The sequence below is a fragment of the Streptomyces sp. NPDC048644 genome, assembly GCF_043199105.1.
Lineage (GTDB): Bacteria > Actinomycetota > Actinomycetes > Streptomycetales > Streptomycetaceae > Streptomyces.
This window is the reverse complement of the sequence record NZ_JBICVO010000007.1, coordinates 370,281-388,281: the sequence shown is the minus strand read 5'-3', so window position 1 is coordinate 388,281 and position 18,001 is coordinate 370,281. Positions and strand designations below refer to the sequence as shown.

Genomic DNA, 18,001 nt, shown 5'->3' with positions numbered 1-18,001 from the left:
GATCGTGACCGCCGCCCTCGGCCCCACCGGGGTCCAGGTACCGCTCAGCCGGGACCAGGAACGCACCTGGTTCGTCGACCAGATGAGCAGCCACCCGTCGGACTACCTCATTCCGCTACGGCTGCATCTCGCCGGTCCCCTCGACGTGCAGGCCCTGCGCCGGGCGTTCACCGCACTCGTCACCCGGCACGAGGTCCTGCGCACCGCCGTCGTCGCGCACGGCGACGCGCCCGTCGGGCTGGTCCTCCCGCCCGATTCCTGCACCCTCCGCGAGACGGACGCCACCGACCCCGCCGCCCGCGAACACGCCCTCTCCCAGGAGGCCACCACCCCCGTCGACCTCGCCACCGAACCCCCGCTGCGCGCCCTGCTGGTGCGCCAAGGACCCGATGAGCACACACTCGCCCTGACGGTCCACCACGTCGCCGCCGACGACTGGTCCTGCGCCCTGCTCTACGACGAACTCGCCGCCGACTACGCGGCGTTCACCGACGGATCCGCATCCCCGGTGCCCGCACCCGCCGAGCCCTACCGCACCGCCGCCGCCCGGCTCGACATGCGGGCCGCCGCCGAGGCGCGGGACGGGGGACTCGCCCACTGGCGCGAAGTCCTCGCCGACCTCACCCCGTTCGAGGTGCCCGGCGACCGGCCGCGCCCGCCGGTACGCGCCGGACGCGGCACCGGCAGGACCGCCTTCGTGCTGCCGCCCACCGTGGCGGACCGGCTCACCGCGCTCGGCCACACCCTGGGCGCCACCCCCGCGATGCTGCTGACCGCCGCCGTCCAGGCCGTCCTGCACCGCTACACCGGCCGCACCGACGTGACCACAGGCACGACCTACGCACGCCGCGACGACCCCGCCACCGAACGCCTCGTCGGCGTCCTCATCAACATGCTGCCGCTGCGCGGCCTGCCGCACCCGGACCTCTCCTTCCAGGAATACGCCGAGCAGCTCCGCGACGTCGCGCTGGACGCGTACGACCACGCCGAGGTCCCCTTCGACCGGCTGGTCGACGAGATCGCACCCGAACGCGACCCCTCCCGCACCCCCCTCTTCCAGATCCTCGTCAACTTCCGCAGCGGACGCCGCCGCGCACCCCGGCTGCCTGGCCTGACGGTGACGGAACTGCCCCTGCCGTTCGAGGGCGCCAAGTACGACCTCTGCGTCAGCTTCGAGCACCTACCCGACGGCCTGTGGTGCGGCGTCAACTGGGACACCGACCTCTACGACGACGCCACCGTCGACCGGCTGGCCGACTGGCTGGAAAGGCTTCTGCGGCACGTCGCCGAACACCCCGGCACTCGCATCGACGACATCCCGCTGCTGTCCGACGCCGAACAGGAGAACCTGCGCGCCCGGACGCTGCGCCCGCCCGCCGACACCCCGCGCGCGGGCCTGCACGACCTCATCGCCCGCCGGGCCGCGGCCACCCCCGACGCGGTGGCGCTGGCCGCCGACGACGGCACCACGACGACGTACGCGGCGCTGGACGCCGCCGCCAACGCCGTCGCCCACCGCATCGCCGACCACGGAGCGGGGCCCGACGCGCCCGTGGGCCTGCTCGTCGACCGGTCGGCCGAGATGATCGTGGGCCTCCTGGGCATCCTCAAGGCCGGCGCCGCCTACCTGCCCGTCGAGACCGCCACGCCCCCCGCCCGCGTCGCCACCCTGCTCACCGACGCGCGGGCCGCGGTCTGCCTGGTCTCGCCCGACCACGCCGACACCGTGACCCGCGCGGGCTCCGTCGCGCTCACCGTCGACCCCACCGCCGCCGCAGGCCCGCTGCCTGTGACCACGCACCCCGACGACCTCTGCGCCGTCTACTACACATCGGGCTCCACCGGCCGGCCCAAGGGCGTGGCCTGCACCCATCGTGGCTGGGTCAACCGGATGACCTGGATGCAGCGGCGGCACGGACTGCGGGCCGGCGAGACCGTCCTGCACAAGACGACCCTGCCCTTCGACGACGCCGCCGTGGAGATCCTGTGGCCACTGATCGAGGGCGGCACCGTCGCCCTGCTCCCGCCAGGACTGCACCGTGACCCGCGCGCCCTCGTCGACGCCGCGATCCGGCACCGCGCCGTGCACGTGCAGTTCGTGCCCAGCGTGCTGGAACTGTTCCTGGACGAACTGACCCCCGCGGACATCACCGCCATCCGCCGCCACCTGCGCAGCGTGCTCTCCAGCGGCGAGGCGCTCCGCCCCGCCCTCGTCCGCCGGTTCCGCGACGCGTTCGGTGACACCGTCAGCCTCGACAACACCTGGGGTGCCACCGAGGTGTCGATCGACTCCACTTTCCACGTCTGCGGGCCGGGCGACACCGAGGGCACCGGCGCGGTCCGGCTCGGCCGCCCCATGGACAACAACGAGGTACTCGTCCTCGACCACCGGCTCAGCCCGCTGCCGCCCGGCGTCCCTGGCGAACTGTGCATCGGCGGCATCGGACTGGCCCGCTGCTACCTCGGCGACCCGGCCAAGACCGCAGGCGCCTTCGTCCCGCACCCCTACCGGCCGGGCGAGCGCCTGTACCGCACCGGGGACCGTGGACGGCTGAACCCGGACGGCACCTTCTCCTACCTGGAACGGATGGACCGCCAGGTCAAGGTGCGCGGGGCACGCGTGGAACTCGGCGAGGTGGAGGCCGCGCTGCGCGCCCACCCCGCCGTCACGGACGCCGCGGTGGTCACCCGCCGCGCCTCCGGCGACCTGCGCCTGGCCGGGTACGTCGCCCTGGGCGCTCCCGCGGTCACCGCCGCGCAGATCCGCGACCACCTGACGGCCCGGCTGCCCGGATACGCGGTGCCAGGCACCCTCACCGTGCTGCCCGCGCTGCCCCGCTCGGCCAGCGGCAAGCTCAACCCCGGCGCGCTGCCCGAACCCGATCCCACCGACCACCCGCAGACCGACTACCTCGCACCACGCGACGAGGTCGAACGGATCCTCGTGGAGATCTGGTCCGATGTGCTCGGTGTGCCCCGACTCGGCGTGCTGGACGACTTCTTCGGCCTCGGCGGGCACTCACTGCTCGCCACCCGCGCCATCAACCGCATGCGGGGGGTGTTCGCCACCCACCTGCCCCTCAGCGTGATCTTCGAGTGCCCCACGGTCGCCGCCGCGGCGGAACGCACCCACGACCTGGTACTCGCCGAGATCGAGGCCATGTCCGACGACGAGGCCAGGCGCCTGCTCGCCGGCCCCGCCGAGCCCACCCTCCCCGTGGACAGCGAACGAGGTACCCCACGATGAACAACCCGCTGCTGCACGAGGCGTTCCTGGCGCACGCCGCGCGCACCCCCGACGCCCCCGCGCTGCTCTGGGCGGGCGGCACCGTCACCTACGGCACCCTGGAGCGCCGCTCGGCCGCACTCGCCCGGCGGCTCGCCGCCGCTGGTGTCGGCCCCGAGACCCTGGTCGGCGTCTGCGTCGGCCGCGGCCCCACCCAGGTCACCGCCCTGCTCGCGGTGGCGCGCGCGGGCGGCGCGTGGGTTCCGCTGGACCCGGCCTACCCCGAGGAACGGCTGGCGTACATGCTCCGCGACTCCGGCGCCGCCCTGGTGATCGCCGACGCCCCTTCGGCAGCCCAACTGCCCGATGGTGTACGCCTGTTGAACCCCGAAGGGCCCGTACCGGCCGACGCCTCGCCCGCCGACGCCCTGCCCGCCGGGGCGCCCGGACGCCTCGCCTACGTCATCTACACCTCAGGATCCACCGGCCGCCCGAAGGGCGTCCTCGTCGAACACGGCTCCGTCGCCGCCACCGTCGCCGGCATGCGCGTCGCGTACGGCGTCACCGCCACCGACCGCGTCCTCCAGTTCGCCCCGTCCGGCTTCGACTCATCCGTCAGCGAGGTCGGCATCACGCTGACGGCGGGCGCGGCCCTGGTCCTGGCCGGACCCGACGACGTCATCCCGGGCCCCGGCCTGCTGGACCTGCTCGCGGGCACCGGCACCAGCGTCGCCGTGCTGCCGCCGTCCGTGGCCGCCGCCCTGCCCGACGCCGAACTCCCCGCACTGCACACCCTGGTGTGCGCGGGGGAGGCGCTGCCCGCCGAGGTCGCCGCCCGATGGCGCCGCGGCCGTCGCATGGTCAACGCCTACGGGCCCACCGAGACCTCCATCTGCGCCACCACCGGCGTGGTCACCGGCGCCGGGCGACCCGACATCGGGCACCCGCTGCCCGGCGTCCGCGTCGACCTCATCGACGCCGAAGGACTTCCCGTACCGCACGGCGAGACCGGCGAGATGGCCGTATCGGGCGCCGGCGTCACCCGCGGCTACCTCGGCCGCCCGGCCCTGACCGCCGAACGCTTCGTCCCCGTCGCGGGCGGCCGTCGCGCCTACCGCACCGGCGACCTGGCGCGGCTGCTGCCCGACGGCCGCCTCGCCTACGTCGGCCGCGCCGACCACCAGGTCAAGATCCGCGGCTTCCGCATCGAACCCGGCGAGATCACCGAGGTGCTCCGTGCCCACCCGGCGGTCGTGGACGCCGTAGTCGTCCCGCGCGACGGAATCCTCGTCGGCTACGCGGCAGCCCCCGACACCCCCACCGACGCGACGGAACTGCGCGCCTGGTGCGCCCGCACGCTGCCCGCCCACATGGTGCCTGGCGCCGTCGTCGTGCTGCCCGCACTGCCCCTCAACCCCAGCGGCAAGGTGGACCGCGCGGCCCTGCCGCGGCACGGCAGGACCGGCGCCGGCCTCCCCGAGACCCGCGAGGACGCGGCCACCCCGGCCGAACGGACCGTCGCCGCCCTGATGTCGGAGCTGCTCGGCGGCACCGACGTCGGAGCGACCGACGACTTCTTCCAACTCGGCGGCCACTCCCTGCTGGTGGGCCGCCTCGCCGCCCGCCTCCGCACCGACCTGGGCACCGACATCCCCCTCTCCGCCCTGTTCCGGCACACCACCCCCCGCTCCGTCGCGGCCCTCGTCGACGGCGACCCCACACCGGACGACCACGCCGCGCCCGCGCCGCCCCCGCTGCGGCACGCCGACCGCACCCGCCCCCTGCCCCTGTCGTATCCGCAGGAACGCATCTGGTTCCTCGAACAGATCTCACCCCGCAACGCCGCCTACCGGGTCCAGGCCGCACTCCACCTGAGAGGCCCCCTCGACCTCGCCGCGCTGCGGAGCGCGCTCACCGAACTCGTCCGCCGTCACGAGATCTTCCGCACCGCCTTCCGCGAGATCGACGGCGTACCCGCCCAATGTCCCCTCGACATGGCCGCCATCGACGTGGACGTACCGCTGGTGGACCTCTCCGCGCTCCCCGAAACCGCGCGCGAGGACGCCTGGCAGGACCTCGTCACCCGCGAGAAGGCCCGTCCGTTCCACCTCGACAGGCCGCCGCTGGCCCGCTGGGTCGTGGCCCGCATCGCGCCGGACAGCCACCGGCTGCTGCACCTGGAGCACCATCTGGTGCACGACGGCTGGTCGTTCGCCGTCTTCGTCGACGAACTGACCCGCCTGTACACCGAGTTCGCCGCCGATGGGCCCGCCCTGCCCGCACCCCGCTTCCAGTTCGCCGACCTCGCCGCCTGGCAGCGGGCCTGGCTCACAGGACCCACCCTCGACCGCTACCTCGACCACTGGAGCGACGCACTCGCCGGCGCCCCCGCCGCCCTGGAACTGCCCACCGACCGGCCCCGCCCACCGGAGTTCACCTTCCGCGGCGACGTCGTACGGTTCACCCTCGCCCCCGACGAGTACGCCCTGCTGCGCACCAGGGCCAGGGAGGCAGGCGTCACCCTCTACTCGATGATGCTGACCGCGTTCGCCGCCCTGCTGTCGCGCTACAGCGCCCAGGACGACTTCGTGCTCGGCGTCGGCGTCGCCAACCGCAGGCTCACCGAGGCCGAGCGCCTGATCGGCATGGTGGTCAACACCGTGCCGCTGCGGGTCCGCCTCGACGGCGACCCGGCCTTCCGCACCCTGCTCGCCCGGGTGCACGCCACCGCGGTGGAGGGCTACGCCTGGCAGGACGTACCGCTCCAGAGCCTGGTCAAGGCCCTGGCACCGGTGCGGGACCTGTCGCGCAACCCGCTGTTCTCCGCCATGTTCAGCTTCCACGACTCCGCCGTCCCCGACCTCGACTTCGCCGGGCTGCGCGGCGAGGTGACCGTCGAGCACAACGGGTCGGCCAAGGCTGACCTGAACGTCATCGTCATCCCGCGCGCCGAGCAGCGGGTCGGCCTGCGCCCCAGCAGCGAGGACGACTCCCTGACCGTCCTGTGGGAGTACGCCACCGACCTGTTCGACGCCGCCACCATGCAGCACATGGCGCAGGCATACCGGGACCTGCTGCGCGCCGCACTCGACGACCCCGACCTGCCGGTGTCCCGGCTGCCCCTGACCGGCGCCGTCCCGGACGCGCCTCCCGCCGCCGCGGACCGTGGTCCCGGCGTCATCGAACGGGTGGCACGGCACATCGACGAGCACCCCGGCGCACCGGCACTGACGACAGGCCCGCACACCCTCACCTACGGCGAACTGGGCGCCCGCGCCGGCGTACTCGCCGAGCGGCTCACCGCGGCGGGCGCCGGGCCCGAGCGGCCCGTCGCTGTGCGCCTTCCCCCGGGCGCCGACCTGGCCTGCGCCCTCCTGGCCGCGGCGCGTGCGGGCGCCGTCTGCACCGTCGTCGACGCAGACGAGGAAGCGGACCCCGAAGCGGTCCAGGTCACCTGCGACGACGCCGCCGCGCTCCGCGTGGTCGTGGCCTGGCGGGGAACGGGGGAGGAGCCGGACCCCGCGAGCCCGCCGCCCCGCCCCCCGGACGGGCCGCGCGCCGACGCCGACGTACTCGCCGTGGCCGACGGAGCCGAGGTGACGCACGGCGCCGTCCGGTCCGCCCTCGCCGCGATGGACCTGCCGGGCCTCGGCCCGCAGCGGGTGCTCCAGGCCAACCCGGTGACCGGCTCCGTCTTCCTCGTGGAACTGTGGACCACCCTGGCCAGGGGCGGCACCCTCGTCGTGCCGGAGGAAACCCCAGGATCCGCCGCCGCCGTCGCCGCGCTGCTCGGCGCACGCCAGGAACCGCTCACCGCGCTCCTGCTGCCCGACACCACCGCCAACCGCCTGCTCGCGCACCACCTTCCCGACCTCGCCCACGGCACCGAAGCCCTGCTCGTGCTCGGCCGGGACACCGACCCCTCCGTGCTGCGCGCGGCGGACGGCGCCTGCCGCCTGGCCACCGGACTCGGCGCCCCGGGCCTGCCCCTGGCCCTGTCCCGCGCCCACCACCCGTGCCCGGCTGACCGGGGATCAGCCCTCCCCGTCGGCAGCCCGGCGCCGGGCATCACCGCCCGCGTACTCGACGACCGCGGCGAGCCCCTGCCTCCCGGTGTCCCCGGTGAACTGCACCTTGGGCACGTCGATTCGGGGCCGCTGCGGCCGACCGGGCACCGGGCCCGCCGGACCGCGGCCGGCGCGTTCGACGCGCTCGGCCCGGCCGGCGCCTGGCCGACGGTCTCGGGCTTCCGCGTCACGCCCCACGAGACGCGCGCCCGGCTGACCGCCCACCACGCGATCGCCGAAGCCGCCGTCCTGGCCACCGATGGCGAACTGCACGCCTACCTCGTACCGCACGCCGGAGGCCGCACCCCGGACGACGGCGAACTCGTGGAGTTCCTCGCCGAACGGCTGCCCGACTACCAGATACCCGCCCGCTTCGTCACCGTCGCCGCGCTGCCCGCGCCCCCGGGCCCGCGCGCCACCACGCGAACGGTCGCCAGGACGTGACCACCGCTTCGGGCCCCTGCCCCACCACCCCCAAGGAAGCCATGCCCCTCGGCACCTCCACAGCCCCCGACAGGCCGGCGGTCCGCGTACTCGGCGCCCACCGCAGCACCGGCCACCACGGGGAGATCCTGCAAGGCGTCTTCGAGACCCGCGGAGGGCTGCGGCGCGCCCTGATCACCCTGCCCTGCCCGCTGTACAGCTCCCGGGCCGACTTCGCGCCGTCCCCGACCGCCGACCACGTCACCGTGCACGAACCCTGGCGGATCAAGGCGGCCCGCGCCGCGGAACTCGCCCTGCGCACCCTGGGCGGCCCCTGCGCGGGCGGCACGCTCCGGGTGAGCACCAACATGCCGCCGGGCCGCGGCCTCGGCTCCTCCACCGCCGACGTGCTCGCCGCCATCGGCGCGGTCTACGACGCCGCCGGACGCAGCCCCGACCCCACGCAGAGCGCCGCCCTGGCCATCGCGGCGGAGACGGCGTCCGACGCGCTGATGTACCCGGACCGCGCCGTCCTCTTCGCCCACCGCGAAGGCGAGATCGTCGAGGACCTGGGAGGCGGCCTCATGCCGCTGGCCGTGCTCGGCTTCGGCACCAGCAGGGACGGCGCCGGCGTCGCCACCCTCGACCTGCCCCGGGCCCGCTACACGGTCTGGGAGATCGAGGCGTTCCGCCCGCTCCTCGGCATGGCCAGACGCGCGATCCGCACCGGCGACGCCGGCCTGATCGGCAGGGTGGCCACCGCCAGCGCCCGCCTCAACCAGCGACACCTGCCCGTTCCCGGTCTGGACGACCTGCTCAGGGCCGGTGAGGCGGCCGGCGCCGCCGGACTCCAGGTCGCGCACAGCGGTGACGTCGCCGGCCTCATCTTCGACCCCCGGCTGCCCGACCTCGCCACCCGCACCGACGAGGCCCGCAAGCGGCTCGACGCGCTGGGCATCCCGGAGACCTGGTACTTCACCACCAAAGGATGAGAAGCAGATGCCTTCGCCCGTTCTGTCCGCACCCAGCGACTCCGTCGTCGAAGCGACCGTCCTGCCCCGCCTGATCCGCCTCGGCCCCAACCTGTGCGCAGCCGCGTTCACCCTGATGAAGCTGCTGCCCGCCCGGTTCATGCTCGACCGGGCCGAGCAACGCGGCGAACTCGGCCCGGGAACCACCGTCCTGGAGACCTCGTCCGGCACCTTCGCGCTCGGCCTGGCCATGGTGTGCCGGCTGCGCGGCTACCCCCTGGTGATCGTCGGCGACCCGGCCATCGACCCCGCACTCCGCCGCCGGCTGCTGGAACTCGGCACCCGCGTGGAGATCTGCGCCGAGCCAAGCCCGGACGGCGGCTTCCAACGGGCCCGCCTTGACCGGCTGGAGGAGCTGCGCGCCCAGTACCCCGACCACTACGTCCCGGGCCAGTACCACAACCCGGACAACCCCAACGCCTACGCCGCCGTCGCCGAGCAACTCACCGAATCACTCGGCGTCGTGGACTGCCTGGTCGGCCCCGTCGGCTCCGGCGGATCCACCGGCGGCACCGCCGCCTTCCTCCGGCTGCTCAACTCCGACCTGCGCCTGATCGGCGTGGACACCTCACCGAGCGCCATCTTCGGCCAGCCCGACGGCCCCCGCACCGTGCGCGGCCTCGGCAACAGCCTGGTCCCCGCCAACGTGCGGCACGCCGCCTACGACGAGGTGCACTGGGCGGGCGCCGCCGAGGTCTTCCGCGCCACCCGCGAGCTGCACGCCCGGCACGCCCTCTACATGGGGCCCACCAGCGGCGCCGCCTTCCTGGTCGCCCGCTGGTACGCCGAACGCCACCCCGACGCCCAGGTGGTGGCCCTGCTGCCCGACGAGGGCCACCGCTACCAGGACAGCGTCTACCAGGACGAGTGGCTGGCCGCGCAGGGCTTCACCGACGAGCCGCCCGCCACCGCGCCGCGCACCGTCACCCACCCCGGCCTGGCACTCGGCGGCTGGGCCCGGATGGACTGGCACCGCCGCAGCCTGGACGACGCCCTGCGCGCACCTGACGCCCCCGGCACCAGGGAGCCCCGATGACCCCGCCGCCCCTGGTCCTGGTCGAGTCCAACACCTCAGGAACCGGGCGGCTGTTCGCCCGCCGGGCCCGGGACCTGGGCGCACGTCCCGTCCTGCTGGCCGATGACCCCGGCTGCTACGCCTACGCCCACACCGACGGCATCGACGTGGTCCGCGCGGACACGTCCACACCCGCCGGTGTCCTCGACGCGATTGCCGCGCTGCCGGGACCGCCGCCCGCCGGCCTGACCACCAGCTCCGACTACTTCGTGCCGGTCGCAGCCGCCGCGGCAGCGGCGCTCGGCCTGCCAGGACCCGACCCGGCCGCCGTGGCCCGCTGCCGCCACAAAGGCAGCCAGCGCGCCGCGCTCGCCGCGGGCGGGGTGCCGGTGGCCGCCCACACCCACGTCACCTCCGTGGACGCCGCGCTCGCCGCCACCGACCTGACCGGCCTCCCGGCCGTACTCAAACCGGCCGACGGATCCGGCAGCACAGGCGTACGGCTGTGCACGACCCGGGAGGAGACCGCCGAACACGCCGCGCGGCTGCTGGCCCGCACCCGCAACGAACGCGGGATGCCGACCGCGCCCGGATTCCTGGTCGAGCAGTACGTCGAAGGGCCGGAGTTCTCCGTCGAGGTGTTCGCCCACACCCCGGTCACCGTGGTGGCCAAACACCTCGGCGCCGCACCGCACTTCGTGGAGACCGGACACGACGTGCCGGCCCCGCAGGACGCCGCACCGGCCGATGCCCTGGCCACCACCGCGGTCCTGGCGATCAAGGCACTCGGCCTCGGCTTCGGCGCCGCCCACGTCGAACTGCGCACCGGCCCCGAAGGACCGGTCCTGATCGAGGTCAACCCGCGGCTCGCCGGGGGCATGATCCCCGAACTGATCCGCTCCGCGCTCTCCGTCGACCTCGTCCGCGCCCAGGTCGCCGCGGCACTCGGCCGCCACGAGGACGTGGCGCCGCGCACCGCCCTGCACTCCTCGCTCCGCTTCCTCGTCGTCGACACCCCGGCGACTCTCGGCGAGCCCGCCGTCCCCGCCGAACCGGCGCCCCACCTCACCGAACAGACCCTCACCGGCCGCCGCGGCGAACGGCTGGTCCCGCACCACGACCACCGCGACCGCGTCGGACACGCCATCGCCACCGCCCCCACCGCCGCGGCAGCGGCGCACGCGGCGGACACCGCACTGGCCCGGCTGCGCACCGCACTTCACCCCCTACCGAAGGCCACCGCATGACCGCCCCCACCGCCACCGGGCGGCTGACCTCCGCCGTCGCCCCCGCCGCCGCCGACATCCTCTTCGACCGGCATCTGCGCCCGCCCGCCGACCCGGTGGCCGCCGAACTGTGGCCCACCAGCGACGTCGACCGCGCCCACGTCGTGATGCTCACCGAACAGGGCATCGTCCGCCGGGAGACGGCCGCCGCGCTGCTCGCCGGCATCGACGCCCTGCGCGCCGACGACTTCGCCCCGCTGCGCCACCGCCCGGCCCCCCGTGGCCGCTACCTCGCCTACGAGGGCTATCTCGTGGAAACCCTCGGCGAGCGGACCGGCGGCGTCCTGCACAGCGGCAGGTCCCGCAACGACCTCAACGCCACCGTGCTCCGTCTCCAACTGCGGCGGCCCTACGACCGCCTGCTCACCGAGACCGACGCACTCGGCCGCGCCCTCACCACCCAGGGTCACCGCCGGCACACCGTCGTCATGCCCGCTTACACCCACCACCAGCCGGCGATCCCCACCACCTACGGTCACTACCTCGCAGGCGTGGCCGCCGCCCTCGTACGCGACCTCGACCAGCTCGAACACGCGGGCAGGGAACTCGACGAGAACCCACTCGGTGCGGGCGCGGCCGGCGGCACCACTCTGCCCGTCGCCCCGGGCCGCACCACCGAACTCCTCGGCTTCACCGCACCGTTGGGCAACTCCCTGCACGCCGTCGCCTCCCGCGACCTCGTGCTGCGGCTGCTGTCCGCCTGCTCCGTCCTGGGCGTGCTCCTCACCCGCACCGCCCACGACCTCCAGTCCTGGACCAGCGCCGAGAACCCGCTGCTGCGCCTGCCGGACGACCTCGTCGGCAGCAGCTCGATGATGCCGCAGAAGCGCAACCCGTTCCTCCTGGAAAACATCCAGGGCAAGGCCGCGGCGGCCATCGGCGCCCTCACCGCCGCCACCACCGCCATGTCCACCGCCCGCTTCACCAACGCCATCGCCGTGGGCACCGAGGCCATCGCCCCCCTGTGGCCCGCCCTGGAAGCCACCACGGACGCCGTACTGCTGCTGCGGCTGATCGTCGAAGGGGCACAGCCCGACGACGGCCTCATGCGACGGCGCGCCACCGAGGGCCACACCGCCGCTACCGCCCTGGCCGAACGCCTGGTCGTCGCCGGAGTGCCGTTCCGCACCGCCCACCACGAGGTGGGCGACATCAGCCGGATCGCCCTCACCGCCGGACGGCCCTTCGACGAGGTCGCCGCCGAACGCCTGGCCGGCCACCCGCCCGAGGTGCTCGCGGCCCTCGACCCCGCCTCGATCGTCTCCGCCGCCACGGCGGGCGGAGGCCCGGGACCTGCATCCGTGCTCGCCGCCCTCCAGGACACCACCGACCGCCTCGACGCCCTGCGCACCCGCGCCGCGGACCGCCGCGCACGGTGGCAGGCCGCCGGAGAAGCCCTGACCGACGCCGTGTCAGCCGTGACCAACCGACCGTGAGGACCACTCGATGAGCCCTGTTGTCGAACTGCGCAGCGACACCTTCACGCTGCCCACGGCCCGCATGCTGGAGGCAGCCACCCGGGCCCGCCTCGGCGACGACGTGTACGGCGAAGACCCGACCGTGCGCGAACTGGAGGAACTCTCCGCCGAGTTGCTCGGCAAGCCCGCCGCCTGCCTGATGCCCAGCGGCACGATGGCGAACCTGGCCGCGCTGCTCACCCACAGCCCGCGCGGCGGCAAGGCCGTGGTCGGTGCCGAGTCCGACATCTACGTGTACGAGGCGGGCGGCGCCGCGGTGCTCGGCGGCATCGTCTACGAGCCGGTGCCCACCGCGGCCGACGGCAGCCTGCCGCTCGACGCCGTCGCGGCGGTCTGCGAAGTCGACGCCGACGACCCGCAGTTCGCGCTGCCCGCCGTGCTCAGCGTCGAGACCCCGAACAACAGGCGCGGCGGCGTCCCGCTGTCCCTCGACTACCTTGCCGGGGCCGCCGCCCTGGCCCGTGACCACGGCATCGCCTTCCACCTGGACGGCGCCCGGATCTTCAACGCGGCGCTCGCGCTCGGCGTACCGGCCGCCGACATCGCCGCGCACGCGGACACCGTGCAGTTCTGCCTGTCCAAGGGGCTGTCCGCCCCCGTCGGCTCGATGCTGGTCGGCGACGAGGCGTCCATAGCCACCGCCCACCGTTACCGCAAGATGCTGGGCGGCGGTATGCGCCAGGCAGGACTCATCGCCGCCTGCGGCATCGTCGCGCTGACCGAGATGGTCGACCGGCTCGCCGACGACCACGCCCACGCCGCCCGGCTGGCGTCCGGCCTCGCCGAGATCGACGGCCTGCGCCTCGACCCCGAGCCGCCGCGCACCAACATGGTTCTCTTCGCCGTGGACACCGAGCGCACCACGCACACCACCGCCTCCTTCCTCGCGGGCGCCGAGGAACGCGGCGTGCGGATCGCCGAACTGGGCCGCGACCGCATCCGCGCCGCCACCCACTCCGGCGTCACCGCCGACGACGTCGACCACGCCGTCCAGGTGCTCGCCGACGTCATGGCCGCCGCGCCGCGAGCCGCCCGGTGAGCGTGCCGGGCGAGGCCACCGCGTCCCGCCCGGCCGGCCTGTTCGCGCACCGGGCGTTCCGGATGTTCTGGGCGGCGGACACGGTCGGCCAGTTCGGCACGTACGTCGGCAATACCGTCCTTCCCCTGGTGGCCGCCACGACGCTGGCGGCCACCCCGCTGGAGATGGGCCTGCTCGGCGCCGCCGAGACCGCCGGCTACCTGCTGATCGGGCTGCCCGCCGGGGTGTGGGTCGCACGGGCCAGACAGCGGCGTCTGATGCGCCGGGCCGGCCTCGCCCGCGCCGCACTGATGTGCACGATCCCGCTGGCCTGGTGGTACGGCGCGCTGTCCGTCCCCCACCTGGTCGTCGTGGCCCTGCTGTGCGGTGTCTGCGCGGTCCTCTTCGACGTCGCCTACCAATCCCACCTGCCGGTACTGGTCGACCGCGACCGGCTCCTGGAGGGCAACGCCAGACTCCAGTCCAGCCAGTCACTCGCCCAGATCACCGGTCCCGGACTCGGCGGCACCCTCGTCCAACTCGCAGGCCCCGCCCTGCCGGTGGCCGGTACGGCGCTCGGTCACCTGGCGGCGACGGTGCTGCTGGGCCGGGTGCGCGGGCCCGACCCTGCGGCACCCGGCCCCGGCGGGCACCGGCCGCTCCTCGCCGAGATCCACGCGGGCCTGCGCTTCACCGCCCGGGAGCGCACCCTGCGCGCGATCACCGCCTGCACCGCCACCGCCAACCTGTTCAACGGCGTCCTGGGCGCCGTCCAGGTGTTCTTCCTGACGCGCACCCTCGGCCTGTCCGACGCCGCCGTCGGCGCGACGCTGAGCGTGGTCGGCGTCGGCGGTGTACTCGGGGCGCTGTCCGCACACCACGTCGTGCGGCGCGTCGGCCAGGCGCGGGCCGTATGGCTGGTGCCGCTCGCCACCTTCCCCTGGCTGCTCCTGGTGCCCGTGGCAGGCCCGCAGCTGCTCGCCCCGGCACTCGCCGGGCTCCTCGTCACCGGGTACGGCTACGTCGTCTACAACGTCGCCCAGGTCAGCTACCGGCAGGCCGCCTGCCGCGATGACATGCTGGCCCGGGTCAACGCCACCGTCCGCTTCATGGGCTTCGGCGCCCTGACCGCCGGCGCGCTGCTCGGCGGCGCACTCGGCGAACTCCTCGGGGTGCGCCCGACGTTGTGGATCGCCGCGGCGGGATCCGGTCTCGCCGTGCTCTGGGTGCTGTGCTCGCCACTGCGCGGGATGCGGGACTTCGCACCGGCCGGCGAACCGTCCGCCTGAGGCCGGGCGCACCGCAGGAGGATGCCCGTCCCGTGCGGCAAACATCCGCTATTCCCGTTTCCTTCCCCGTGGGCCTTGGTGACCTGCAACTAGGTGAGCGGACCGGTGCGAGCGGACCGGCCCCGCACCCGTCCAGAATCGACGACGAGGACAGCGGGCCGCCGAACGCGCGGCCCTGCCCGATGACTTCGAGAAGGAGTGTGCACACCATGACACAGCAACTGCCTCTCGTGACCGTGGAGCACGGCACCGCACCCGATGACCCCGACAGCGGCTGGGGAGGCTGCGCGCCGGCCCCGCGGTACGCGCCGTCCGGCAGGCGGTGACGACGCTCGGGTGAAGGGGCGGACGGCGCGCCGCGCCGGGTCGTCCGGCCGGACCGCTGCGCGTGAGGAGGACGGACGGAATGCCACTGCCCGACGGTCAGCTCGACCTGCTCCTCCTGGACGTGGAGCTGTCCCTGGCGGCGTACGGCCGCGACCAGCTCGTCGTGGTGTGGCCGCGCGGCGCGGACCTCTTGGCCCGGAGTGTGACGGACCGGCCCGCCGGATCCCCGGTACCCGACAGTGGCCGCGGCCCCCCGGCCCGCGCCCTCGCGGCCCGGCTGTCGGCCCGGTTCGCCGACCGGCTCGGCGAACCGGTCACGGTCGCCTGGCGGACGCTCGCCGGGCAGCCGCCGGACGGCCGCCCCGAGGTCGCGTACCGGACGGAGTGGGACACGCTCCTGCTGACCGTGCGAGGCGCACTGCGGCTCAGCGCGAGCCCCTTCGACGCCGGCGGGCGCGGCTCCACGCCCCTCGCCCGTGCACGGCCCGGCCCGCTGAGCGTGCGCCTGCGCACGGGCGGGGCCGTCTACGCGCCCCGCGGCTTCATGTGCGAGATGTCCGAGGCCAGCGCACCGACGCTGCTGCTCGAACTGTCCCTGCCCGGCACGGAATGAGCCCCCGCCGCCGTGGCCCGGACCGGCTTCCCGGCCGCGCTCCGGGCCACCGCCCGTCATCGTGGCCAGGTCGGCGTCGGGCAGCGGGTGAAGCCGCGGGATGCGGCCGTCCGTTGGCTTCCAGCGCACCGTTGACGTGTGCACGTGACCAGCCTCACACTGTGCGCGATCTCATCCTCCACCCCAGGAGCACCTGATGCGCGCTCGTACCGCAGCACTCGTCTCCGTCACCGCCGCGTCAGCGATGCTGACGATGACGCAGGCCGGCGCCAGCCCGACGGAAAAGGCCGAGACCCCTGCCCAGTGGTGTACGAGCCAGGGCGGCGAACCGGCCACATACGTCCCCTGGGTGGGCCAGCAGGGGCAGGCCCTTCCGCTGGGCGGGGAGCGCGCATTCTGCCGCTGGGTCGCCAAGGACAAGAGCGAAATGGTCATCGCCGCCGACACGCTCTCCGCCGGCAAGCCCACCCTCGCCGCACTCGCGTACGTCAACAAGCCCAAGCCCCAAGGCGGCGGCACCGGCCAGCCGGCCCACGACTACTGCACCCAGCTCGGCGGCACCTGGAAGTACAGCGACAAGCCCGACGTCGGCGGCTGGGCCGAGAAAGGCGCCGGGAACAAAAACCTCCACGACCCGTGCATGTTCGCCGACGGCTCCGCCATCAGCGCCTGGGGCCTGCTCTACCACACCAACGGCATCATCCGCGGCGCCGACCTGACCAAGAAGTTCAAGGCCGACATCCCGAACTGACCGCTGAGCGGGCCTTCTTGCGCTGCTCAGCAGGCAAAGACCCCGCCATGGAGCGACCGATCCCCACACCTTCGGCATCGATCGTGATCCCAACCCGCATCTGCAGGGCGAAGCCCGCCATCACGGCGGTGAGTACGGTCAGCGAACTTGCCGACCAGCCGGTTGCCCAGGACACTCCCGCTCAGTAGCAAGTGAGTCGTGGGCTTTCCGTGTGGCGGCGTGCACGCGACTCGAAACGATCGGAGATTCAGCTGTGATGCGCTGCAGGAAGTTCCTCTTCACGGGACTCGCGTCATTCTCTCTCCTGGCGACATCGTGCTCGGTGGCGTACGAGCCGCTGCCACCGGCACCTCACTTCACGGCCAGTGAGCTGTCGGGCGAGTGGCGCGGCCCTGAAGGCGCTCGTCTCTCCCTGGGGAAGGCGGGGGAGTTGACAGCAGTGCGACTTCGAGGGCAAGAAGAGGACTTCGAAGATCACTGGAGTATTTCCGGAAAGGGGAGTTGGCGGATCCTCGATTCCTACGAAGGTGGCCGCACCGTAGCCGAGGGGCAATTCGTCCAACTGGTCATAAGGAGCGGGAGATCGCGTGCTGCGCAGGTCGGACAGGCGCAGATCGACGGTTCCGACACCACTCCGGCAGGTCAGAGGAAGAGCCCAACCGCCTACACGTGGGCGCTGAGCGTCGAGAGGGAAGGAAAGGGGCTACGCCTCTACTACGTTGTGGGTGACCCCGACGCGCGATGGCTTTGCCGATTCACCCACACGTAACGAGAATGCGGCGCGTCATACGAAGCCGGGCCACGTACTCGTACAGGCGCCGCCGCACCGGACCCTGCAACGCTGCGATCGCGTCGATGTCTTCCACTCGGCCATTGGAGGAACAGCGCAGGTTGGAGAGAGGGCGACGGACCCCGACGCCTGATGGATGCGTCGGGTGGTGCGGCGTCGCCGACCGCCCCGCCGGGTCACCCGAGGTGCAAGTCGTGGTTGTGGCGGCTGTCGAAGAAGACCAGGGGGGATCCCTGGGTGGCCGGGCTGTGGGAATGCACCCGGGCGACGAACAGGGTGTGGTCGTGCACCTCCACCTCCCGCGTCACCTCGCACTCGAACCGTGCGAGGCTCCCGTCGAGGGTGGAGACGCGGTCGCCGGGTACGAACACGGGCTCGCATGACGGGTTGCGTCGGCCGCTGAAGTGCGTGGCGTACTCCCGTTGTTCGCGGGCGAGCACGCTGACGCCGTACCAGCCGCTCGCGGAGATCAGCCCGTGGGTCCTGCCCCTCTTCAGGGAGATCATGACGGTCGGCGGGTCGAGGCTGATGGAGGTGAAGCTGTTCACGGTCGCGCCGTGCGTCCCGCCTCCGGTGTCATCCGCGGTGACCACGACGATGCCTGTCGCGAACAGGGCGACAGACTTGCGGTAGGGGTCTGCATCGGGCCTTGCCATGGACGGTTCCCGCACGGCACTCCTGTTTCCG

At 73.9% G+C, this 18,001-nt stretch carries 11 protein-coding genes; 10 read left to right on the top strand and 1 reads right to left on the bottom strand.

Translation table 11 applies throughout. The features are described from left to right. Nucleotides 1-4: 4 nt before the first annotated feature. The 10 genes from ACGFNI_RS18920 to ACGFNI_RS18875 all read left to right on the top strand — a co-directional run bounded on the left by ACGFNI_RS18920 (nt 5) and on the right by ACGFNI_RS18875 (nt 16,524). The gene (locus ACGFNI_RS18920) at nt 5-3,247 is read left to right on the top strand and encodes an amino acid adenylation domain-containing protein (protein WP_393685112.1); all 3,243 of its coding nucleotides are present in this window, start codon (nt 5-7) and stop codon (nt 3,245-3,247) included. Beyond that, complete coding sequence (locus tag ACGFNI_RS18915; protein ID WP_393685110.1) at nt 3,244-7,737, top strand: amino acid adenylation domain-containing protein; 4,494 nt, start codon at nt 3,244-3,246, stop codon at nt 7,735-7,737. Before ACGFNI_RS18920 ends, ACGFNI_RS18915 begins: the two co-directional genes overlap by 4 nt. Continuing rightward, nucleotides 7,734-8,708 carry a GHMP kinase gene (locus ACGFNI_RS18910; RefSeq protein ID WP_393685109.1) on the top strand — a complete coding sequence of 325 codons (975 nt, stop codon included), beginning with the start codon at nt 7,734-7,736 and terminating at the stop codon, nt 8,706-8,708. Before ACGFNI_RS18915 ends, ACGFNI_RS18910 begins: the two co-directional genes overlap by 4 nt. A gap of 7 nt (nt 8,709-8,715) precedes the next feature. Further along, nucleotides 8,716-9,783: a pyridoxal-phosphate dependent enzyme gene (locus ACGFNI_RS18905; protein ID WP_393685108.1), complete on the top strand. Its 1,068-nt coding sequence runs from the start codon at nt 8,716-8,718 to the stop codon at nt 9,781-9,783. Continuing rightward, complete coding sequence (locus ACGFNI_RS18900) at nt 9,780-11,009, top strand: ATP-grasp domain-containing protein (protein WP_393685107.1); 1,230 nt, start codon at nt 9,780-9,782, stop codon at nt 11,007-11,009. Before ACGFNI_RS18905 ends, ACGFNI_RS18900 begins: the two co-directional genes overlap by 4 nt. Further along, entirely contained in the window at nt 11,006-12,484 is a 1,479-nt protein-coding gene (locus ACGFNI_RS18895; protein ID WP_393685105.1) for an argininosuccinate lyase, read from the top strand. The genes ACGFNI_RS18900 and ACGFNI_RS18895 overlap by 4 nt, the downstream gene beginning before the upstream one ends. A gap of 10 nt (nt 12,485-12,494) precedes the next feature. Continuing rightward, a complete protein-coding gene (locus ACGFNI_RS18890; RefSeq protein ID WP_393685103.1) occupies nt 12,495-13,565 on the top strand; it encodes a GntG family PLP-dependent aldolase in 1,071 nt (356 codons plus the stop codon). Then, nucleotides 13,562-14,833, top strand: a complete 1,272-nt coding sequence (locus ACGFNI_RS18885) for an MFS transporter (protein WP_393685101.1) — start codon at nt 13,562-13,564, stop codon at nt 14,831-14,833. Before ACGFNI_RS18890 ends, ACGFNI_RS18885 begins: the two co-directional genes overlap by 4 nt. 406 nt (nt 14,834-15,239) lie before the next feature. Next, nucleotides 15,240-15,773: a hypothetical protein gene (locus ACGFNI_RS18880; protein WP_393685099.1), complete on the top strand. Its 534-nt coding sequence runs from the start codon at nt 15,240-15,242 to the stop codon at nt 15,771-15,773. A 196-nt stretch (nt 15,774-15,969) separates the two neighbouring features. Continuing rightward, the gene (locus ACGFNI_RS18875) at nt 15,970-16,524 is read left to right on the top strand and encodes a hypothetical protein (RefSeq protein WP_393685097.1); all 555 of its coding nucleotides are present in this window, start codon (nt 15,970-15,972) and stop codon (nt 16,522-16,524) included. 966 nt (nt 16,525-17,490) lie between these two features. Here the strand turns inward: ACGFNI_RS18875 and ACGFNI_RS18870 are convergent. Then, nucleotides 17,491-17,970, bottom strand: a complete 480-nt coding sequence (locus tag ACGFNI_RS18870) for a flavin reductase family protein (RefSeq protein ID WP_393685096.1) — start codon at nt 17,968-17,970, stop codon at nt 17,491-17,493. Between the last annotated feature and the right edge of the window lie 31 nt (nt 17,971-18,001).